The organism is Hungatella hathewayi WAL-18680 (genome assembly GCF_000235505.1).
In the GTDB taxonomy this organism is placed as follows: Bacteria; Bacillota; Clostridia; order Lachnospirales; family Lachnospiraceae; genus Hungatella_A; species Hungatella_A hathewayi_A.
In genome coordinates this window covers 593,135-614,771 of record NZ_JH379027.1, presented here as the reverse complement: position 1 = coordinate 614,771, position 21,637 = coordinate 593,135, and the positions used below count along the sequence as shown (strand labels likewise).

At 52.8% G+C, this 21,637-nt stretch carries 21 protein-coding genes; 2 read left to right on the top strand and 19 right to left on the bottom strand.

Annotated features, from left to right (window positions below; all coding sequences use genetic code 11):
* Positions 1 to 21 precede the first annotated feature (21 nt).
* From HMPREF9473_RS02850 to HMPREF9473_RS02800, 11 genes are all read right to left on the bottom strand, one after another.
* Positions 22 to 957, bottom strand: coding sequence for a calcium/sodium antiporter (locus HMPREF9473_RS02850; RefSeq protein ID WP_006778551.1), 936 nt, complete (start codon positions 955 to 957; stop codon positions 22 to 24).
* 271 nt (positions 958 to 1,228) lie between these two features.
* Positions 1,229 to 1,924 (bottom strand): response regulator transcription factor, encoded by a 696-nt coding sequence (locus HMPREF9473_RS02845; RefSeq protein WP_006778550.1) that lies wholly within the window; start codon positions 1,922 to 1,924, stop codon positions 1,229 to 1,231.
* The gene (locus HMPREF9473_RS02840; RefSeq protein WP_006778549.1) at positions 1,924 to 3,414 is read right to left on the bottom strand and encodes a sensor histidine kinase; all 1,491 of its coding nucleotides are present in this window, start codon (positions 3,412 to 3,414) and stop codon (positions 1,924 to 1,926) included. The genes HMPREF9473_RS02845 and HMPREF9473_RS02840 overlap by 1 nt, the downstream gene beginning before the upstream one ends.
* Positions 3,415 to 3,503: 89 nt before the next feature.
* The gene (locus HMPREF9473_RS02835) at positions 3,504 to 4,520 is read right to left on the bottom strand and encodes an ABC transporter substrate-binding protein (RefSeq protein WP_006778548.1); all 1,017 of its coding nucleotides are present in this window, start codon (positions 4,518 to 4,520) and stop codon (positions 3,504 to 3,506) included.
* Positions 4,521 to 4,536: 16 nt separating this feature from the next.
* A complete protein-coding gene (locus HMPREF9473_RS02830) occupies positions 4,537 to 5,325 on the bottom strand; it encodes an ABC transporter ATP-binding protein (protein WP_006778547.1) in 789 nt (262 codons plus the stop codon).
* Positions 5,326 to 5,347: 22 nt separating this feature from the next.
* Complete coding sequence (locus HMPREF9473_RS02825) at positions 5,348 to 6,112, bottom strand: ABC transporter ATP-binding protein (RefSeq protein ID WP_006778546.1); 765 nt, start codon at positions 6,110 to 6,112, stop codon at positions 5,348 to 5,350.
* Positions 6,100 to 6,864 carry an ABC transporter permease gene (locus tag HMPREF9473_RS02820; protein ID WP_006778545.1) on the bottom strand — a complete coding sequence of 255 codons (765 nt, stop codon included), beginning with the start codon at positions 6,862 to 6,864 and terminating at the stop codon, positions 6,100 to 6,102. The genes HMPREF9473_RS02825 and HMPREF9473_RS02820 overlap by 13 nt, the downstream gene beginning before the upstream one ends.
* Complete coding sequence (locus tag HMPREF9473_RS02815) at positions 6,861 to 7,673, bottom strand: ABC transporter permease (protein WP_006778544.1); 813 nt, start codon at positions 7,671 to 7,673, stop codon at positions 6,861 to 6,863. The genes HMPREF9473_RS02820 and HMPREF9473_RS02815 overlap by 4 nt, the downstream gene beginning before the upstream one ends.
* Before the next feature lie 18 nt (positions 7,674 to 7,691).
* Positions 7,692 to 8,912 carry an ABC transporter substrate-binding protein gene (locus tag HMPREF9473_RS25915; RefSeq protein ID WP_006778543.1) on the bottom strand — a complete coding sequence of 407 codons (1,221 nt, stop codon included), beginning with the start codon at positions 8,910 to 8,912 and terminating at the stop codon, positions 7,692 to 7,694.
* An 84-nt stretch (positions 8,913 to 8,996) separates the two neighbouring features.
* Positions 8,997 to 9,743 carry an SIS domain-containing protein gene (locus tag HMPREF9473_RS02805; protein WP_006778542.1) on the bottom strand — a complete coding sequence of 249 codons (747 nt, stop codon included), beginning with the start codon at positions 9,741 to 9,743 and terminating at the stop codon, positions 8,997 to 8,999.
* 112 nt (positions 9,744 to 9,855) lie between these two features.
* Positions 9,856 to 11,271, bottom strand: coding sequence for an alanine/glycine:cation symporter family protein (locus tag HMPREF9473_RS02800; RefSeq protein WP_006778541.1), 1,416 nt, complete (start codon positions 11,269 to 11,271; stop codon positions 9,856 to 9,858).
* Positions 11,272 to 11,388: 117 nt separating this feature from the next.
* On the opposite strand from HMPREF9473_RS02800, the gene HMPREF9473_RS02795 reads away from it, so the two are divergent.
* Positions 11,389 to 12,366, top strand: a complete 978-nt coding sequence (locus tag HMPREF9473_RS02795) for a zinc dependent phospholipase C family protein (protein WP_006778540.1) — start codon at positions 11,389 to 11,391, stop codon at positions 12,364 to 12,366.
* A 125-nt stretch (positions 12,367 to 12,491) separates the two neighbouring features.
* Here the strand turns inward: HMPREF9473_RS02795 and HMPREF9473_RS02790 are convergent, their stop codons facing one another.
* A complete protein-coding gene (locus tag HMPREF9473_RS02790) occupies positions 12,492 to 13,001 on the bottom strand; it encodes a hypothetical protein (RefSeq protein ID WP_006778539.1) in 510 nt (169 codons plus the stop codon).
* Between the two features lie 183 nt (positions 13,002 to 13,184).
* Between HMPREF9473_RS02790 and HMPREF9473_RS02785 the strand changes: the two genes are divergently transcribed.
* Positions 13,185 to 14,747, top strand: coding sequence for a BCCT family transporter (locus tag HMPREF9473_RS02785; RefSeq protein ID WP_006778538.1), 1,563 nt, complete (start codon positions 13,185 to 13,187; stop codon positions 14,745 to 14,747).
* A 70-nt stretch (positions 14,748 to 14,817) separates the two neighbouring features.
* On the opposite strand, the gene HMPREF9473_RS02780 is transcribed toward HMPREF9473_RS02785, so the two are convergent.
* The 7 genes from HMPREF9473_RS02780 to HMPREF9473_RS02750 form a co-directional block, all read right to left on the bottom strand.
* Positions 14,818 to 15,057, bottom strand: a complete 240-nt coding sequence (locus HMPREF9473_RS02780) for a helix-turn-helix domain-containing protein (RefSeq protein ID WP_006778537.1) — start codon at positions 15,055 to 15,057, stop codon at positions 14,818 to 14,820.
* Positions 15,058 to 15,203: 146 nt separating this feature from the next.
* Positions 15,204 to 16,133, bottom strand: coding sequence for a glycosyltransferase family 2 protein (locus HMPREF9473_RS02775; protein WP_006778536.1), 930 nt, complete (start codon positions 16,131 to 16,133; stop codon positions 15,204 to 15,206).
* A 16-nt stretch (positions 16,134 to 16,149) separates the two neighbouring features.
* Entirely contained in the window at positions 16,150 to 16,986 is an 837-nt protein-coding gene (locus HMPREF9473_RS02770; protein ID WP_006778535.1) for a LicD family protein, read from the bottom strand.
* A complete protein-coding gene (gene rfbH, locus HMPREF9473_RS02765) occupies positions 16,983 to 18,323 on the bottom strand; it encodes a lipopolysaccharide biosynthesis protein RfbH (protein ID WP_175422912.1) in 1,341 nt (446 codons plus the stop codon). Before rfbH ends, HMPREF9473_RS02770 begins: the two co-directional genes overlap by 4 nt.
* Positions 18,324 to 18,352: 29 nt before the next feature.
* Positions 18,353 to 19,402, bottom strand: a complete 1,050-nt coding sequence (gene rfbG / locus HMPREF9473_RS02760; protein WP_434059286.1) for a CDP-glucose 4,6-dehydratase — start codon at positions 19,400 to 19,402, stop codon at positions 18,353 to 18,355.
* Positions 19,402 to 20,178 (bottom strand): glucose-1-phosphate cytidylyltransferase, encoded by a 777-nt coding sequence (gene rfbF, locus HMPREF9473_RS02755; protein ID WP_006778532.1) that lies wholly within the window; start codon positions 20,176 to 20,178, stop codon positions 19,402 to 19,404. The genes rfbG and rfbF overlap by 1 nt, the downstream gene beginning before the upstream one ends.
* Positions 20,175 to 21,569: a hypothetical protein gene (locus HMPREF9473_RS02750; protein WP_006778531.1), complete on the bottom strand. Its 1,395-nt coding sequence runs from the start codon at positions 21,567 to 21,569 to the stop codon at positions 20,175 to 20,177. The genes rfbF and HMPREF9473_RS02750 overlap by 4 nt, the downstream gene beginning before the upstream one ends.
* Positions 21,570 to 21,637 lie beyond the last annotated feature (68 nt).

Below are 21,637 nucleotides of genomic sequence, written 5' to 3'. Positions count from 1 at the left end.
GCATTCTTGTTATCTGATTTTTTATCTCATAATAATATAGGCCGTATATCCCACATACATCAACACCATAATGATTCCCTCTCTCCGGTTCACCTCGAACCGGCTCTTGGCCAGGAACCATGTGATGATGCTGGCGGCAATCAGGAAGATGGCGTCATAGGTCGATAAGATGTCCACCTTCATAGGACTGATTGTGGCGGAGGCGGCGAGGACGAACAGGATGTTGAACAGGTTGGACCCGATGACATTGCCAAGGGCCAGACCGTTCTCGCCTTTTCTGGATGCCACGACGGAGGTGACAAGCTCCGGCAGGGACGTTCCGAAGGCCACCACGGTCAGGCCAATCAGGGTCTCGCTGAGGCCGAAGGAGGAGGCGATGGAGCTGGCGGAATTTACCACCATGTTGCCGCCAGCCACGATGGCCGCCAGACCGCCCAGGATGAACAGCACGCTCTTGACCGGGCTTAACACTTCCACATCGTCCTCCTCCGGTCCGCCGGCCGCCCGGCTTGCCAGAGTATTTCTCACCATCTTATATAAGAAGTAAGCAAATAATAATAACAGAATCACACCGTCCAGACGGCTTAAGGTGTGGTCAAACGCGAACAGCGCCAGCATCACCGCCGCTGCCAATATGGAAAACAGGTAATCTCCATATAATATCATCTTGTCAATCGCCATGGGCATAATCACGCCGCAGGCGCCCACCACCATAAGCAGGTTAAAGATATTGGAGCCGATTACATTTCCCACGGCAATATCGTTGCTTCCCGACAGCGATGCGGAAATGCTGACCGCCAGCTCCGGCGCGCTTGTCCCAAAGGCCACAATGGTCAGACCGATAATCACCGTAGGCACCCGCAGAAGCTTGGCCACGGAGGAGCTGCCCTCCACAAAAAAATCTGCGCCTTTAATCAATAACAAAAATCCTGCCAGCAATAATACATACATCATCATTCTCACGTTCTCCCTTTTATCATTATGGTATCTGTTTTACCTGCTTATACCGGAAAGCGCTCTTTTCTGCAAAAAGGCAAAAAAAAATCGAGGCTTTCACTGTACCTGCCGCAGTACAGTAAAAGTCTCGCTCGTTCCATGCGTACCGGATGAAAATCATCGGGATGACGATATCGCACAACACCGTAAGGCGCCAGCTACTCCCTTTCACTCGTTGTAGTATAGTAAGAATTCACCCGGTTGTCAAGACAAATTTTTAACAATTTTCTAACTACTCTTCCTTTACAAACAGACTTTTAAGCTCCAGTATCCGCACCAGCTCCACGATGTCCCTTGAGCGGCCCACATGGAATTTTTTGAGCAGGGTGTTCACCTGGGATTTGATGGTGGACAGTTCCACCCCTCTGGCCCTGGCTATCTGCCGCAGGGTCTGGTCCTCCAGCAGCAGACCAATCAGCTCCCGCTCGCTGGGTGTGATGGTCATCAGTACATTTAAAAAATAAAACAGGCTGGACTCCTTCTTCTTTAACCGGCCAAATTCCCCGGTGAGTTTTAACCGGATTTCCGGCGACAGCTTGATTCTGCCGTAGTAGGCGTCCTCTATCTTGCTGATAATCTCCTCATAGCCAGCCGACTTCACAATATAGTCGATATTGGGTGCCACGGAAAATGCCCGGTATATCAGTTCATCATCCTCATGCACCGTCAGAAACACAAACACGGTGTCGGGGCTGATCTGCGCAATCTCGGAGGCGGCCTGGATGCCGGAGTCATACCGCTCCATCTCAATATCCATCAGCACCACATCCACCTGCTGTTCTCCTGCCAGCTCCACAATCTGCCTTCCGCTGGACGCCTGCCCCACCAGCAGAAGGCCCGGCGCCTCCGATATCACGCCGGCGATATCCTGCCGCAGATAGTCGATATCCTCGGCTATGGCTACCCTGATTTTCTGTTCTTCCCCCATTAATTTCCCTCCTGACGCTCAATCCGGTAGGTGGGAATCATGATATACACATTGGTCCCCTCCCCCACCCGGGACTCCAGGGTGATTCTGCCAAAATGGGCCTTGATAATCTGGTGCGCATACGGCAGTCCCATCCCCCAGTTGTCCTTTGAATTCTTCTCCGTATAAAACGGCTCAAATATTTTTCTCTGCTTCTTCTCCGGGATACCTTCGCCGGTATCCGTCACCTCAAACACCAGGTCGCTGCCGTACAGGTAGATGATGACCGCCACCTCGTCCCCGTCGCCGGGCCCCTTGGCTTCTATGGAATCCACGCTGTTCTTCAGAATATTATAAATTGCTTCCTCCAGATAATGGGCGTCCGCCAGTATGGTCCTCTGCTCCCGGCATTCCACCCGGATAGGCACGCTGCTGTTCACCCGCCGGACCGCCGCCTCCACAATCTCCGCCGGATATTCCGTCTCCATCAGAATCATGGCCTTGTTCACAAAAGCATGGTACATATTGTCCATCCTAAGCATCATATCCTCGCAGACCTCGGAGAGACCATCCACCCGGTTCCGGCTCTCCTCCGACAATGTGGAGTCCTTCTTAAAATCCCGGAGCATGGCCCGCATCACCAGCAGCTCATTCTTCATCCCGTGGGTAAATACCTTCACCCCGGCATTGCTCTCCCTCAGCTTCTTGCTGATGGTGATATCCGGGCTGCCGATTCTCCTGGCCAGCCTGGAATAGCTCCACAGCGCCCCGCTGCCCAGACAGATGCAGACGATACTCACCAGCATTAACAGTACCCAGGGAATGCTGGTGCTCATATACAGGAAGTTGGAATGAACGTAATAAATCCCCGTAAAGTGGCTGACCTGGATGGGCCCCAGCACCGCGAAGAACACGAACAGAAACTGAAGGTTCACCATCAGCGGCAGGATATAGGAAAACCGCTTCCTCATCCACCGGATTTGAATAGAGCCATAATGCATCAGCATCAGGGCGATACACGCCACCACATGGGCCAGATAAAAGACACGTATCCAGTTGAAGATGGCAATCTGGTGCTCCACAAAGAAGGGCGTCCGGCAGTAAAGCTCATAGACCGAAGGATGCAGAAGGATATAATTCACCAGCCCTTCCAGACCGGCTATCACTCCCAGCACCGGCTTCCATCTGGCTTTCAGCGTGGGGGCAATCCCCGCCGCCGTCATCAGGGAGCTGGTGAGAAACAGGGATTTCCCAAACACCAGCAGCTTGGACAATGCCGCAGCGCTGATGGGATAATAGAGCATAAACCGCTCCATACTGCCGGAAAATGCCAGCACAAACTTCAGGGAATCCCCGATTCCCCCGTTCTTCGACCATATCAGGGCATAGGAGCTGATAATGATAATCAGCGCCAGATACATCCCCGCCACCGACAGCCTCAGTCTGCTCTTATCCACCACACAAAAAATCACCGCCATCACGGCCAGCGCCATAATCACCAGAAATATCATCGCCCACTCCCCTTTTCAGGACCCAAATCATGACACAAAAAGGCAGCCGCCAAAAGGTCATTCTATCGTCCTTCCGCAACTCCCCTTTTCTATTCCCCTATCGCTTTTGTCACCAAATCCAGGCGCATGGATTCCTCCAGCGGCCTGACATGGTAGATGGTCTTTTTCTTCTGAAAGAACTCCTGCTGCTCCTCATACCACCGCATAATTGTGCCGTCCGCCAGCAGCCGCTTCGTCTCCTCCGTGGTCAGCCATTCCCCGGTATGGATGTCCAGCAGCGTCTCCTCCTCGCTCTTATCCAGCCGTCTGGCTACCAGCGCCGCCGTCTCCTCCAGGTGCTCCGCCCGGTAATCCATGCAGCGGTACAGCGCCCGCAGAAATCTCACCACGGTGTCCTCATTTTCTTTGATGTAGGAATCCGTAGCCACCCAGCTCATGGGCAGGGCGAACTTATCCTTAAAATCCATACAGTTATAGAGGGTCTTCACCTGGTCATCCCCCATCCGCTCCCGGACCTCGTTGGTGTAAGGCGCCCAGAGGGAGACCGCGTCCACTTTTCCGTCCACAAATGCCGTGACACAGCCCGCAATATCCATATTGACCAGCTGGATACCGCTGCCGTCCATCCCGTACTCCCCCAGCACCTGGTCCAGGAAATTCTCCCCGGAGGTCTCAAACTGGGTCGCCAGCTTTCTGCCGGCCAAATCCTCAATGGAAGTAATGCCGGAATCCGACCGCACCAATATCTCCTCCGCGTTGCTTAGGCAGTCCACGGCTATGACATCCGCCTGGCCTTCCATCACCAGCGTGTAGGCGCCGTGCCCCAGAAAGCTGACGTCGATATCCTTCGCCTCCAGCGCCGCAATGGAAGGAGGACCGCTTGTGAACTTTACCAGTTCCGCATCCAGTCCCTCTTCCTCAAAAAATCCCTTTTCTATTCCAATGGAAACAACTGACGAGCCGCCGAAATTGGGGTGATACCCAATCCTAATTTTCTTTAAATCCTGCTCCCCCGCCTGGTCACGTTCTGTCCGTCCCTGACAGCCGCACAGAATCATGGCTGCGCCCAGCAGCACTGCCATAAACCGTTTTCCTCTGCCTGTCATTGCAAACCTCCGCTTGTCACCACCACTTAATCTGTTCAGTAATATGCTTGCGCAGCCGGATGAATTCCGGGTCTGCGATATTACGGGGATGCGGTAAATCGATGTGCACTTCTTCCTTAATTGTAGCAGGTTTATTGGTCAAAATCAACACGCGCTCCGCCAAGTAGACCGCCTCCTCGATGTTGTGGGTGATAAACACAACCGTGGTCCCCATCTCCTTCCAGAGCCGGATTACCTCATCCTCCAAATAAAATCTCATCTTGATATCCATCTGCCCGTAGGGCTCGTCCATCAGCAGAAGGTCCGGCTCCATGGCGAAAGACCTGCCGATGACCATCCGCTGTTCGGAGCTGACCGACAGCTGGTGGGGATAGGAATCCTGGAACTTCTGGAGCCCCATCAGATTGATAATGTTGTCCACCCGCCTGTTTATCTCCTGCTTTGGCAGTTTCTTTATCTCCAGCCCAAAGGCGATATTGTCCCGGACCGTCAGCCATGGAAACGGGGACGGCTCCTGGAATACAAACGCCAAATCGTGATGTCTTGGGTCCGCCGGTTCCCCGTCAATCAAGAGAGAACCCTTTGTCGGCTCAATGAGGCAGCTGAGAAGTTTCAAAAACGTCGTCTTTCCACAGCCCGTCGGTCCTACCACGCAGAGAAACTCCCCCTTTTTCACCTCAAAATTCATGTTATCCAACACCAGCAAATCCCCAAAACTCTTGCTTAAGTTTTTTACCTGTACCTTCGTCTCTCTCTCGTCTGTCGTCGCCATAGCCGCCTCCATCCGCTCTTTCTTATTTATCATCTCTGTACCCGCTCCTGCCCCGTTACACCGAAAGCTCCATATTGTCCGAAATCCTGGTCCGCAGCTCCAAGAAGGCTTCGTCCATCATGTTCCGCGGTCTCGGCAAATCAATATCGTAGATTTCCTTCACCGAGGTGGGACATTTCTCCAGAAGAATGATTCTGTCTCCCAGGTACACCGCCTCCTCAATGTTGTTGGTCACAAAGATGACCGTCTTCTTCTCCTGCTCCCAGGTGCGGAGTATCTCATCCTCCATGGAATACCGGGTCTGGGCATCCAGCTGGCCGAAGGGTTCGTCCAGAATCAGGATTTCCGGGTTGGCGGTGTAGGCTCTGGCAATCCCCACTCTCTGCTTCATGCCGCCGGAGAGCTGTCCCGGATAAGCCCCCTCAAATCCGGTAAGCCCCACCAGATCGATGAACTTCTGGGCCCGCTCCCGCCGCTCCTTTTTGGACACGCCGGTATACTTTAACCCGACTTCCACATTTTCCATCACCGTTTTCCAGGAGAACAGACCCAGTTTCTGGAAGACCATGGAGATTTTATCGCTGCAGCCTTTCAGCTCCTGGCCGTCCAGACGGATCGTACCGGAGGTGGCTTCCTCCAGGCCCGCCAGGATGTTTAACAGGACCGTCTTGCCGCAGAGTCCCGGTCCCAGCAGCACCAGGAACTCGGAATCTCTCACATCGAAGGACACATCCCGGATGGCCTCGAATTCTTCCCCTTTGGCGGAGACAAATGTTTTTGTGATGTTTTCTATCTCCAGTCTCTTTTTCAGTTCTTCCATGGACACAATCTCCTCTCCAGCCAGGAAGCACCCACGGAAAGCAGGGCCCCGATGATACCGATAATAAACATACAGACAAAGATTAAGGACATATCCCGCAGCTCATTTCCGCGGAAGATCAGGAAGCCCACGCCGGAAGCCGCCCCTACCATCTCCGCCGCCAGCACGATGGCCCAGCCAACGCCGATCGCCATGCGGATGCCGGAGAATATGGCCGGCAATGCCGCCGGAAGCACGATTTCCGTCAATATCTCCCGTTTAGAGGCGTGGAAAATCTTTCCCACCGCCAGGTTTAGCGGGTCCACCATGGCAACTCCCGTGTAGGTGTTGGTGACCACGATGGAGAAGGTTCCGATAAAGATAATCAGCACCTTCGGAAACTCCCCGATGCCAAACCAGATGGTGATAAGCGGTATCCAGGCGATGGGCGGAATGGGACGGATGATCTGAAACAGACTGCCCAGCGTCGCGTTGAAGGTCCGGTTCCAGCCCATGAAGATGCCGAAAATGACTCCCGCCACGCTGGCCGCCACCAGGGCAATCACCACTCTCCGAAGGCTGTTTATCACATGCTTCCAAAGCGGCACCCGTGCCAGCGGTTTCTCCAAAAGCAGAATCAGTCTGTCCCAGGTAGCCGCCGGGGTTGGAAACAGCTCCGGCTTCGTCGACGATATGTACAGCCATCCGAGAAACAGCAGCAAAATCGAGCAGTACGGCGCTACATAATAAAAGAGGTTTTTCTTATTTGTCATCTGACCACCCTCCATTTAGCAAGATTCTGCTCCAGCACGGTGAGCAGGGCTGAGAGCAGAAAACCGATGATGCCGATGATCAGCATACCCAGCACGATTAAATCCGGTCTCGCCAGCAGGCGGCCCATCTGTATCATGTATCCCAGACCTGACGAGGACGCCAGCATTTCCGCCGCCACCAGGGTGGACCAGGAAGCGGACAGTGCAATCTGCACCCCTGCAAATACCATCTGTACCGACGACGGGATACAGACCTTAAAAAATATCTGAAGATTGGACGCCCCGCAGGCCCTCGCCACCTGTATCAACGTCGGATTGGTCAGCTTGATGCCCGTGTAGGCATTCATGACGCAGGGCACAAAGGCGGCAAAACAGATGATAAAGACCTTTGCCTTGAACCCGATTCCCAGCATCACGATGGTGAGCGGAATCCAGGCAATGGGCGGTATGGGACGAATCATCTCAAATACCGGCTTCACGAACCGGTCAAATGGCTCGTAGAATCCCATCAGCAGCCCCAGCGGAATCCCGATGACGATGGCTGTGAGAAACCCCACAAAGGATATCTGTATACTGGATACAAGGTTCTGAATCAGCGTCGCTCCCTCCGGTTTTGGGTTCACCAGCTTGTCCGAAAAGGTTGCCACCAGGGCAGAGGGGGCGGGAAGATATTTTGCCGGAACAATTCCGAAAAACCCTACCAGCTCCCACACCCCCAGGAAAACCACAATCGTCACCAGCGGAAGTATCACGTGATATTTAAAATTGGTTCTTAATGAGTAAAAAGACTGCGGTTTGTGATTTGCCATCTCCTGCCTCCGTATCGTTTATTTCGCTCTGTCATAGATGTCCAGCATCACTTTGTCGATAAAGTTATCCTTGGCTTTCAGCTCTTCCAGCTGGTCTTCCGTGTAGTTACCCATCTCCACGTAGCCGTCCATGGGGTTGTAAATCTGGCTCTTTGCCAGCAGTTCGCCGTTCTCATCCTTCTCCGTAAAGAACTGCTTGTTCTCCTCAAGAGTGGTGAATGGGTTTTCCTTGATGGTCAGTAAGTTGTCCTCGATTTTCGTGTCGTAGCCATCGCTCTGGTACATATCTGTCATCATCTGGGCGGCCTCGTCCTGGTTAGCGTTGGCCCACTCTCCGGCCATGGTGGCAAGCTCCAGCCATTTGGACACGGCCTCCTGCTTGTTCTCCCAGGCGCTTGGTGACGCCACGTAGTTGACGGACAGACCGCTCTTTAACATCTGGTCACTGCTGACCATCACGTAGTCGCTGTCCGCTTTCTGGTATGCCTCATCGTAAATCATGGTTCCCTGAACCCCTGCCAAATCTCCCTGGCCTGCCAGGAATGCCGTGGTGGCGGACGCGATATCCATGTTAATCAGGTTCACATCATCCAGGGTCAGTCCCAGACTCTTTAAGGTGCAGTACAGCGTATAGTTATTGGTGGTTCCCACGGCCGTCAGGATATCTTTTCCCTTCCAGCTGTCCGGTTTTCCGTATACCTCCGGCACCGTGCCATAGCCTGTCCCGTCTTTTACAATGTCGGAATCCTTCCTGGCAAAGAATGCCTGGAACAGTCCCTGGTCACGGGCGGCCACGCCGAGAATCTTGATATCCGAATTCAGAACGCCGGTGATAACGCCGCCGATTCCTGTGGTTCCCACATCCCAGGAGCCGGACGCCTCCATCTGGGCCGGTCCTCCCGCAAAATAAACCATCTCCACGTCCAGGTTGCACTGCTCCAGCCAGCCCTTCTGCTGGGCAATATAGGTGGTCAGTCCCGGTGTACTGTTGGCGAGATAGGAAACCACCAGTTTTGTCTTCTCCGGCAGCGGCTCCACCTTCCAGAGCATGTCGCCGGCAGGCGCTTCCTCCTGGCCGTCAGCCTCCATCGATGCATCCGCCGGTTTTGCCGCGGTTGTAGCCGGTGCGTTGGTCTCCTTTGGGGCTTCCGTTCCTTTTCCGGTGGAGCATCCCGCCAGCTGGAATACGCAGGCCAGGCCCAGCGCCACCGCTGCTGCTTTTTTCAAATTCTTTCTCATAAGTCCTCCTTCTGCTGAGTGGATGACTCAGCCGCTTTTTTCTGTCTGCAAATGTGATTTACAGGCATGATTTGCAGATAGTATTTACAGATAAAAAATTCTGTCCTTGTATGTTTCCATCAGTTTCGCATTGTACTCGGCTCCGCCATCAATGTTGGCGCTCTGGTATACCGGCGGCGTTATGCCGTCATGGACCATCAGCTCACTGAGCTGCAGTATCAGCAGGTTGGCGATAAAGGTGCCCAGCACCGATGACGTAGGCGCCACCTTCTGCTCCACCTGTTCCATGTCGATGCAGGAATCTCCCAGGTCACCTCTGGTGTCAATGACGATGTCGCACTCGTCGTACATCATTTTACCGGACGGGTCCCGGCTGGTCACCTGTGTGGCATAGTTCATATTGATGATTCCAATCACGAAGATGCCTCTCTTTCTGGCCTTGGCCGCCATCTCCACCACCACGGGATTGCGGGCCGCCACAGAATGAATCAGCAGGCAGTCCCCCGCTTTCAGCTGGCTCTCGTTCAGGATGACGGTGGCGTAACCCGGCAGTACCTCCAGGGCTGAGGTCAGCGTAATAGGACGCTCATTGCACATCAGACCGGAGTGGAACAGCGGATTGGTGACAGCCAGACCGCCGGCCCGGTAAAACATTTCTTCCGCAAACATTCCCGCATGGCCGGGACCGAATGCGAAGATATTGCCGCCGTTCTTCCAGCATCTCAACATGGCCTGGGCCGCCTTCTCGATACTCTCTCCGCTCTCGTTCACGATTTTGTCCATAATCTCCACAATGTGATGGTAATATTCCATGGCATATCGGTTTAACATAAGTGTATCCTCCCTTCTGAAACTGGTTTTTACAGGTTTCCGGTTCTATAACCCATATTATCCCATGACCTCCGGTTTCTGGGGAGTTGGAACTTTTTTACAACCATCTGCCCTATCTTCCGGGCTCTTTTGGAAATGTCACCTCACGCATGAGGAATACCAGGGCAATCATATTGGGCACCGCCATGAGGCCGTTCCAGATGTCCGACAATTCCCACACGGTTTTCAGACTGCTGATGCAGCCAAGATAGACGGCGTCCAGGTAGAGAAGCAGGTAGAGTTTTTCCAGCCACTTTTCATTTCGTTTGATAAAGACGAATTTTCGTCCCAACCGGTCCAGAACGTAGGCCACGGTCTGCCGTCCCAGGTAGTACCAGGCGATAATGGTGGCGAATGCGAATACCAGCATAGAGCCGGACACCAGATACCGGCCCACATCTCCCAGCCGCCGCTCAAAGCAGAAGGTGGTCAGGGCGGCGCCGTCGTAGAACACGTTGTCAAGACCCTCCGTGGTCATGCACAGTATCACCAGCGCAGTCAGGGTACAGATGATGACCGTGTCGAAAAATACCTCGAACATGGCCCACATGCCCTGCTCCTCCGGCGTCGTGTCCTCCGCCGCCCCGTGGAGAATGGCCAGGCTGCCAAGTCCCGCCTCGTTGGAGAAGACGCCTCTCGCGATTCCGTAGCGCAGACTCCTGCTGATACCGTAGCCGCCCACGCCGCCAAGCAGGGCTTCCGGGGCCAGGGCCGATTTCAGAATCTGGCCCACCACCAGCGGGATTCTGTCGTAGCAGGAGAAGATGACCACCAGGGAGAAGATGATATAGATTCCGGCGGAGACGGGCATCAGCCGCTCGGACACGTAGGCGATGCGGCCAATCCCGCCCCAGATGACAATCAGAACCAGGACGGCCAGGACCAGTCCCACCGCCAGCGGCGCCGCTCCGAAAGTGTAGTTCATGGTTTCCGCTATGGCGTTGGACTGGACCATACTCCCCATTCCCAGGGAGGACAGGATACAGAAGATGCTGTATAAAAGTCCCAGCCACGGCATATGTAATCCCTTTTCCAGATAGACCATGGGCCCGCATATCCAGCGGTTTTCAGCGTTCCGATACCGGTAGCGGATGCCCAGGCTGGTCTCGGCGTAAGCTGTCATCATGCCGATGGCGGCGGACACCCACATCCAGAAGATAGCTCCGGGGCCTCCGGCCGTCAGGGCGGTGGCCACCCCCACGATATTGCCCGTTCCCACCGTGGCCGCCAGGGCGGTGCAGGCCGCCTGAACTTTTGTGACGGAGTGTTTGTCGTTGGCCCGGCTTTTGTTGCCGGAGCTGTCGCTGCCGGAACCTTTATCGCTTCCACTTTTGCCAGCGTTCCACAAACTCCCGGCCGTCGTCCGCCACCAGTATCCCATCTTTCTAATTTGAAAAAATCCGGAGCGGATGCTGTATATGATGCCAAGCGCTATCAGGGCTATCAACATTGCCGGCCCCCACACAATCCCGTGTATCTGATGAATCATTTTCTCACCTCAAAACCTCTTTCTATCATCTATTCCGTGGTCAGTTGAACTATGCATATGAATAAAAATATGGTATGATTACAATAATGATAGTTGTATAGAAAGTGAGGGATTCTTATGCCCGGTTTCACTACCCACTATATTTTAGGCATGAAAGCCTACAACGATTTACCGGCCAATCAGTTAAAACGAATTATCTCCAAATACCGCTGGCTCTACCAGCTGGGTCTTCAGGGACCGGATATGTTTTTTTATAATATTCCCATTCTGCGCCACCGGGATTACCGCAACGTGGGCTCCTATATGCATGAGAGCCATATCAGCGAATTCTTCGCCAATTATATGGAGGAGATGGCGCGTATCCCGTCCAAACAGCAGAGGGAGCAGGCATTGTCATATTTCTGCGGGTATCTGAATCACTATATCGGCGACTCCATCTGCCATCCCTTCGTCTACGGGCGGATTCAGTACGACACCGGCAACCCAAGCAGCCAGCACCACGGCCTTCACGCCGCCCTGGAAAATGATATCGACGCCCTGCTACTGTTAAAATACAAAAAGAAAAAGCCGTCCCAGTTCAACCAGGCGGCCACCATCTGTCTAAACGGCATGGAGATGCAGTTCGTTTCCCGTATTATGTCAACCTGCATCAACAAGACCTACTATCCGATTACCTACAAAAACAATTTCCAGGTGACTCCCGCCATGGTCCACCGCTCCATCATGGCCATGCGCTTCGGCTGCCGGACATTATCGGACCCGTCGGGAATCAAGCGCAACAGCATTGAGTTCGTGGAATCCATGTTTATGCGCAACCCCATGGCTTCCAGAAAGCTGGTGACCGACACGGTGAAGAACCCCAGGCAGTGTCTGAACCTGGACCATGAGACCTGGTGCAATCCCTGGGACATGCGTCTGGCCTCCGACCAGTCCTTCCCGGAGCTGTTCCGCCAATGCCTGTCAAAATGCAACACGGTCTACTATCTGATTAACCAGATTATCACCAGCGGAATCCCGCCGGAAGAGGTGGATTTCGGACCGCTGCTTAGTGAATTGGGAAGCTACTCCTATCACAGCGGGCTGACCGTGCAGTGAGCTGGCCGGCACATACCGGCACATAGAAAAAGGGACTGTGAAATCCGCTATTAAACACTTAATACGGATTTCACAGTCCCTTTTATTCTTTATCATTGTTACTTTATTATCGGTTATCGTAATTCTTACTCTGCCGCAGGCATTCCTACCGGTCTGTATTCCTCATCTGCCTTGATGGTGTCCTCCAGAATGTGAGTGGATGGGTCCTCAAATGACAATGCCGGAGCCACCAGAACGCTCACATCGTTGTTGCTGACAAAATCACCGTAAAACTCTTCATCCGAAGGGTTGAAGGAAAAATCCTGGGTTGCAACGCTGTCATTCAGTCCCTTTAACACGGCCGTAGCATATTCGCTGGCCTGCTCCTTGGTAATCTCCTCATTGACAAGCAGAACCAAATCAATCTTGTTCTCCTCATCCATGATGTTGCCGTTGATGCTCTCGCTAAACGGGTAGAGCTCCTTGTCCAGGAACTGGGCATCCAAATCATCCCACACCTGGCCCCACTCAATCTCGATACCGCCCCGAATCTCCGTATCCGGAACACGGTTGCCTTCTGATGCTACAATATTGCTCTGTGTACAGCCACACAGTAATAACGTACATGATAATAAAGTGATAATTATCTTCTTCATAATAGTTCTCCTCCTTTTACCGACTCCTGTATTATATAAGATATCCTGAAGTTTTTGTAGCACTTTTTGCAAAATGTCAGAAAATCTTTATATTTACCGCTTGCAATTTTGATTCGCCGGTGTTATTATGTTCAATATGATTCATTTTACATAATTTTTGAACATCATAGGAGGAGAAATGTTATGACAGAATCAAAACAGTCGACGAATCAACCGGCATCCGGGAAAAAAGGCATCTGGTCCCAGCTGGACTGGGTCACCACCCTCGTGCCTTTCATCTGTATCCTTATCTTGTGTATTCTCTTCATGGTTAACCCGGAAGGGTCCGGCAATATTCTGGCTTCCATCCGCTATTTCCTTGGGGATGAGCTGGGAAGCTACTATATGATTATCGGTCTGGGCGTTTTTCTCTGCTCCCTGTACATTGCATTTTCCAGGTACGGCCATATCAAGCTGGGGGGCTCGGACAAACCGGAGTACTCCGCATTCAAATGGGGTTCCATGATGTTCACCGCCGGTCTGGCCGCCGACATCCTGTTCTACTCCCTGTGCGAGTGGATGCTGTATGCCGCGGAGCCACACATCTCCGACATGGGCTCCATGCAGGACTGGGCTTCCACCTACCCGCTGTTCCACTGGGGACCGATTCCCTGGAGCTTTTACATGGTGCTGGCTGTGGCCTTCGGCTTCATGCTCCATGTGCGGAAACGTAACAAGCAGAAGTATTCCGAAGCCTGCCGTCCGATTCTGGGTAAACACGTGGACGGTGTGTGGGGAAAGGTGATTGATCTGCTGGCTGTATTTGCATTGCTGGCCGGCACCGCCACCACTTTCTCACTGGCAACGCCGCTGTTATCCATGGCTCTCAGCAAGGTGTTCGGCATTCCACAGACTCACTGGCTCACGATTGGGATTTTGGTAGTCATCTGTATTACCTACACGGTAACGGTATATTTCGGTATGAAGGGAATCGCCAAGCTGGCGGCCTCCTGTGTGTATTTATTCGGTCTTCTGTTAGCTTATGTGCTGATTGGCGGCGGGGAAGCCCGCTATATCATTGAGACCGGCATCACCGCGGTGGGAAATGTGGCCCAGAACTTTATCGGGCTGTCCACCTGGACGGATGCCCTGCGCACCTCCTCCTTCCCGCAGACCTGGACCATCTTCTACTGGGCTTACTGGATGGTATGGTGCGTGGCGACCCCATTCTTCATCGGCACCATCAGCAAGGGGCGGACCATCCGCCAGACCATACTGGGCGGATACTTCTTCGGACTGTCGGGAACATTTACTTCGTTTATTATATTAGGAAATTACGGGCTGAATCTCCAGATGACCGGCAAGGTAGACTTACTTTCGCTCTATGAGAAATCCGGCGATTTGTATGAGATTATCATCACAGTCATCCATACCCTGCCACTGCCCCAGCTGGTGCTGATCCTGCTGGCCGTCACCATGATTGCCTTTTATGCCACCTCCTTTGACGCTCTGACCCTGGTGGCCGCCTCCTACTCCTGCAAGGAGCTTCCAAGCGGTGCGGAGCCACACAAGAACGTGAAGCTGTTTTGGGGCATCCTGCTGATGCTGCTGCCCATCGCCCTGATTTTCTCCGATAATTCCATGGCGAACTTACAGACAGTATCCATCATAGCCGCCTTCCCCATCGGCATTATCATCCTGCTGATTATCTTCAGCTTCTTCAAGGATGCCAGGGCCTATCTGGAGGAGACAAATAAGACACTTTAATCGAAACAAAAAAAGAACCGGCTGCTGTCTGCTGCCAGTTCTTTTTTGTCTGTTAGAATCCATTTAATAATTAGTCTTCCTGCTCCAGGTCATCAAAGATTTCGGAATCATAAAATTCTCTGATTGTCACGCCAAGTCCTTCGGCTATCTTTTTGATGTTCACGATACCTGGATTGGTACTCTTGCCGTGAAGGATACTTTTCACGGTTGATGGCGGCATCGCCGCCTGATAAATCAGAGCGTATTCAGATAATCTTCTCTCTTTGCGCAGTTCCTGGATTCTCTTATTTGTTGCTTCATAAATTTTCATCGTCAACCACTCCTTTTGCATAGTGTATCCGATTTTTAAATGGAATTAGGAGGATAAAACAGGTACCAAATATCGCCTGGTCTATTTTACGCCCCAAACCCTTGTATTATCAAGGCTTGTCAATGTTTGTCAAATTTTAAAAAATTTTACCGCTCTTCCAGATTTACGGTATCTTCCACGATATAGATGGGTCTGTCCTTCATTTCCGAGAACAGGATGGCGATATACTCGCCGATGATACCGACAACCAGGAACAGCAGGGAGAACATGAAACACATCACCACCACGATGGTGGCATAGCCGCTGGGCGCCCCGTTTCTGGTAAACAGCGTGTAGACAAGGACAAAGATACCGAACAGCGCCGCAAACACTCCCGCAAAGGTTCCCAGCTTTAACGGCAGGTTGGAAAAGCACAGAATCGTGTTGACGGAAAACGTCACCAGCTTGCGGATGCTATACTTGCTCTGCCCGGCCACTCTGGCCCTGGCCTCGTATTCCAGGGTGGTTTTGCGAAAACCGACGTTCTGCACGTAGCCGCGAAGAAACCGCACCTTTTCCCGGTAATTATTCCGAAGCACCTTGCCCACCCGGCCGCTGATGGCAAAAAAGTCGGAGGCGTTGCTCTCGAATTTCACATCGGACAGTACGTTAATCAGACGGTAAAAGGCGGAGGACGCCAGATTTTTGAACCACCCGGCGGAGTCATTTTTCGTCCGCACCATGCTGACGACCTCGAAGCCATCCTCAAATTTCCGGATAATCTCCGGGATGCAGGCTGGCGGGTGCTGAAGGTCCGCATCCATACAGATGATACCGTCCCCCGTGGCATAGTCAATCCCGGCTATCATGGCCGCCTCGTGGCCGAAATTTCTGGAAAAACTGACAATCTCCACCCTGGAGTCCCGCTCCGATAAATCCCGCAGAATCCCCAGACTGTTGTCCCGGCTTCCGTCATTGATAAACAGCAGCTCATACTCCCAGTCTATCTGCTCCAGCACCCGGCTGGTCTCCAGATAAAATTGTTCCAGCGCCGCCTCCTCATTGTAGACAGACACCACCACCGATAGTTTCTTCATTACCGTTCTCCTCTTATCAGCCAAATATCTGTATCTCCATGCTGGAATGGGCCGGAACCCGCTTGTCCTCCGGCGGCAGCTTCATATAATCGCCATACACCAAAGTAAGGACCTGATGATACCCGGCCGGAGCCATCAGTTTCACCCCTTCAAACTCCATATCTACCGTATTCTCGCACCACTCTTTATCAAGAATCACATAATGATAATCCGGAGCATAATTGCTGTAATACAATCGGCTGCTTCTGCCCTTTCCGTCTTTCTTGGCCACCATATCCTCTAACCGGAACAGCCATCGCATAGGCACGAGCCGCCCCACTGCGGCAAGACCGCCTACCGCCAGCTTGTAAAACGGGCTGTATTTACTGTAATCCAGTTTAAACCTATGGCCCATAGCCAGACCATAGATGACTTTATGGAGCAGCAGCGTCCATGTCCCCGCCACTTTTCCAGCCGGCAGTTCCTCAATCACAAACAGATCCACCCAGAGATGATTCAGTTTTCCATCGTAATACTGCATCATGGGCGTATCCTCGTGCATCCGGCTGTTGTCATAAATGATTCTGGACACAAAGTCATAGAACACCTTCCCGCCTTTTATGTCCGCACAGTCCAGAAAGCTCATGCCCTCCGGCAGCTCCCTCTTTACAACCTTCAAAAACGCCTCATAGTTCTTTCTGGTAAATGCAATGTCCACATCATCATCCCAGGGAATGAAGCCATGATGGCGCACAGCCCCTAGCAGGGTACCTGAATCCAGCATATATTTTATCTTATATTTCCTGCATATCCGGTCCACCTCACACAGTATCTTTAAACCGGCCTCGTGAACCTTTGTCAAATCGTAGGTCATGCCTCTATCGCCTCTTTGATGGTCTTCGCCATATAGTCAATCATCTCATCGCTCATTCCCGGGTACACGCCCACCCAGAAGGTGTCCGCCATGATTCTGTCCGTATTCCAAAGCTCACCCACAACGCGGTAGCCCGTGCCTGCCGCCCTCATCTCATCGAAGCAGGGATGCTTCGTCAAGTTGCCGGCAAACAGCATTCTGGTCTGAACGCCCTTGCTCTCCACGTACTGAACCACCTGGTTTCTGTCCACGCCCTCCCTGCAGGTAATCAGGAAACCAAACCAGCTGGGTCTGGAGTTCTCACAGGGAACCGGCAAAATCAGTTTCTCCTCACAGCCGGCCAGCCCCGCCCGCAGACGGTCGAAGTTGTGGCGTCTCCGCTCCACAAAGGAGGGGAATTTCTCCAGCTGGGCACAGCCGATAGCGGCCTGCATATCTGTCGCCTTTAAATTATATCCAAAGTGGGAGTAGACATACTTGTGGTCATATCCCAGCGGCAGCTCCCCGTACTGTCTGTCAAACCGGTGGCCGCACATATTGTCACGCCCGGACGGGCAGACACAGTCGCGTCCCCAGTCACGGAAGGAGCGGATAATCTTGTGCAGAAGCGGGTTGTCCGTGTAGACAGCGCCCCCCTCGCCCATAGTCATATGGTGAGGCGGATAGAAGCTGGAGGTTCCGATGTCCCCCACGGTTCCCGTGAATTTCTCCACGCCGTCGATGGTGTAACGGCTTCCCAGGGCATCGCAGTTGTCCTCCACCAGCCACAGGTTGTGTTTGTCACAAAATGCCTTCACAGCACTCAAATCAAAGGGATTTCCCAAGGTGTGGGCAATCATGACCGCCTTGCATTTCTCCGAGTAAGCCGCTTCCAGCTGGCTCACGTCGATATTGTACTGGGGAATCGTCACATCCACAAACACCGGCACCGCCCCATACTGAATCATAGGCGTCACCGTGGTTGGGAATCCGGCCGCCACCGTGATGACCTCGTCCCCCCGTTTCACCTGACGCTCTCCAAGTAAGGGAGAAGTCAGCGCCATAAAGGCATTTAAATTGGCGGAGGAGCCGGAGTTTACCAGAGAGCAGTATTTTACTCCCAGATATGCCGCCAGCTTCTTCTCAAATTCATCAGTATACCGCCCGGAGGTCAGCCAGAATTCCAGGGAGCTGTCCACTAGATTTACCATCTCCTGCTCATCGTACACTCTGGAGGCATAGGGTATTCTGTCGCCCTCCTCATAGTCCTTCTTCTTGTGGTAAGTCCGGCAATAGGCAGCCACCATATCAAGTATCTGCTCTCTCGCCTGCTCCTGCGTCTTGTCCTCAAACATCACTGTTCTTCCTCTCTATCTCTCTATTCTACTCAGCTAAAAAATTCACGAATCTGCCTGTCGGTCAGCTCCACCATGTCTTCCCCATCCAGGTAGGCCCTGGACCACTCGACCGTCTTTAAGATGGCCTCGGACACGTGGTATCTCGGCGTCCAGCCAAAGGTCTTCTTCACCTTGGAGCAGTCCAGCTTCAGGAAATTGGCCTCGTGAGGGCCGCCGTCGCTGGCATTGACCCATATCAGTCCTCCGCCCCAGGCGTCACAGAACATGGTCACCAAATCCCCGGTGGTGATGCAGTCACAGTCATCCGGCCCCACATTATAGTAACCGGCCTTGGAGATATCCATGTACTGCACCCTGGCAATCTTTAAATACACGGCCAGCGGCTCCAGCACATGCTGGTAGGGCCTTGTGGAGTAAGGGTTGCGCACCATGATTCTCTCGTGGGCCGCCGCCGCCCGGATACAGTCCGGGATAATGCGGTCGTTGGCGAAATCGCCGCCGCCGATGACATTACCGGCACGGGACGTGGAAATGGCACAGCGGCCGTCCTGGAAAAAGGACTTCTGATAGCTGTGGGTCACCAGCTCCGAGCAGGACTTGCTGTTGGAATAGGGGTCATACCCGTCAAGAGGATCGCACTCCCGGTATCCGTACTCCCACTCCCGGTTCTCGTACACCTTATCCGTGGTGACATTGACAAATGATTTCACGCAAGGGTTCTGCCGGATACATTCCAGCACATTAACCGTCCCCATCACATTGGTCTCGTAAGTGTATACCGGGTCCTTGTAGGAATCCCGGACAATGGGCTGGGCCGCCAGATGAAACACAATCTCCGGCTGGGCTTTTCGAAATACCTGCATCAGATGCTCCAAATCCCGGACGTCGCCAGTCACGTGCTCCACCATATCCTCCAACCCGATAATATGAAACATGCTGGGTCTCGTCGGCGGGTTCAGGGAATATCCCGTCACCTCCGCCCCGGCAAGCGCCAGAATCCGGCACAGCCAGGTCCCTTTAAATCCGGTATGGCCGGTCACCAGCACCCGTTTTCCTTTGTAAAATTCCAGTTCTCTCATCAGTTTTTCCACACTTTCCATGGCGCGTTTCCGGACTGCCATAAACTTTCCAGTTTCTGCATCTCTCTCTGGGTGTCCATGCACTGCCAGAATCCGTTATGGCGGAAGGACATCAGTTCGCCCGCCTGGGCCAGCTGCTGCATGGGTTCCTTCTCAAACACCGTGGTGTCATCCTTTAAGTAGCCGAATATCTCCGGATTCATCACCATAAAGCCGCCGTTAATCAGACTGCCGTCGCTGTCCTCCTTCTCCCGGAAAGAGTGAATGGTGTTGTCCTCCCCGATATCCAGAACGCCCTTTAGCTGGCCGATGTTGACCGTGGTGATAGTAGCGGTTTTCCCGTGGCTCTGATGGAACTTTAAAAGCGCCTGCAAATCCACGTTGCTCACGCCATCGCCGTAGGTCAGCATAAACGGCTCCCCGTCCGTGTAGCGCTCAATCCGCTTCACACGGCCGCCGGTCATGGTGTTGAGCCCCGTATCCACCAGGGTCACCTTCCACGGCTCGGAGTAGTTGTTGTGAACCTCCATCTTGTTGTTGGCCAAATCAAAGGTCACATCCGAGGTGTGAAGGAAGTAGTCGGCGAAGAACTCCTTCACCACATACTGCTTGTACCCCAGACAGATAATAAACTCATGGAATCCGTACTCGGAATAATGCTTCATGATATGCCAGAGAATGGGCTTTCCCCCAATCTCAATCATGGGCTTCGGTTTCAAATGGCTCTCCTCACTGATTCTGGTGCCAAGGCCGCCCGCTAAAATTACTACCTTCATCTCGTATTCCTCCTGTAAATATTCAAACCGTTTTCGTCCAGGATTTCCAGGGCGGCTCTCACCTTCGCGCCACTGCCCTCCTGCGTTTTCCGATAATCAAAGGTCTCCTGCAAAACCTCGTCACTGACTTCCTTATATTGAAGCGCCACTATTGCAATTTTTTGCCCATACTCTTCCCGGTAGGGCGCGGTCTCGATTTCCTTGGCCGTCGTTATCATGCTTCCAGACATGACCGCCACGCAGCACAGTCCTGCCAGCACGCCGGTCACCTGGCGCCTAATCTGCTCCCAGGCCAGCGCCGTGGTCAGCACGATTCCCAAAGTCACAAACTGGAATTGCAGCGCGTATCGGGAACTCATCCCGTAATTTTCATTCATAAATCCCCATCTGGAATACAGAATCAACAGATGGTTCAGTCCGCCTCCCACCAGAAGCATCAGCGGAAATATGGTCTTCTTGTACAGATGGTACCGGAAGTTCATCCACAGGGCCAGCAGCGCCGCAAACAGCACCAGGATACCCAGCATATAAACAGTCCCGTCCGATATCACTCCGTGTTCGATCCACGTTTTCAACATCTCCCCGCCCAGCACGTCGCTGGCCAGCGATTTTAAGAAGAAATGAAGGAAATATCCTGGTATGTCAAGCAGGGTCGGTATCAGTGGCAGATTCTGCATATCCGCGTGGTCCTCCACCGCGTAGGAATTGCTCCACAGATACAAAAACAGCGGAATCAGGGCACAGACTATATAGAGAAGATACCGGTAATCCGGTTTCTTCATGTGGCTGTGCTTCGCCTTCCCTATCATGCAGTACCCGTAGCTCAACACCAGCACCACCGTGTAGATGGCACAGTAAGGCCCGGCCACCCCCAGGGTGATGACAAAGGGCAGAACCATCAGCTTCACCCTGTCATACTTCTTCTCCGTCCCATACCAGACTCTGTCCAGAACCAGATAGTGATAGAGAAAACAGGCGATTGCCAGGAAATGCACCCAGCCGGTTCCGTTGGTCAGCATTTCCCATTTATTCAGTCCAAACATCAGGATGGACAGTAACAGCAGCCAAAACCAGTTCAGCGAATAGTTCCGGCAGTAGCAGGCCAGCACTCCGCCGGCAAGTCCTAATCCCAGGACTCCCAGCACCATATCAAAGGTGGTGCTGTAATGAAAGAACAATACATTAATCATTCTGCCCAGATAATTGATGGGAATTCTGGTAAGGACATCCGGCACAAAGAATTTGTCCGGATTCATCACATCCGGCAGGTAGGTATTGACCAGGCGGATGTAGTCCGTGTATACAATATCATAAGTAGCACATTTCACGTACCAAAGGCAGAGTATCACCCCCAGCACGGGAACGGCTATATAAGGCCATCTTTTCTTCATGAAGGTTCTCCTTGCAGCTTCAGAATTTCCATATAAGGGTAAGTATATCGCAAGTTCCGACTTTCTTC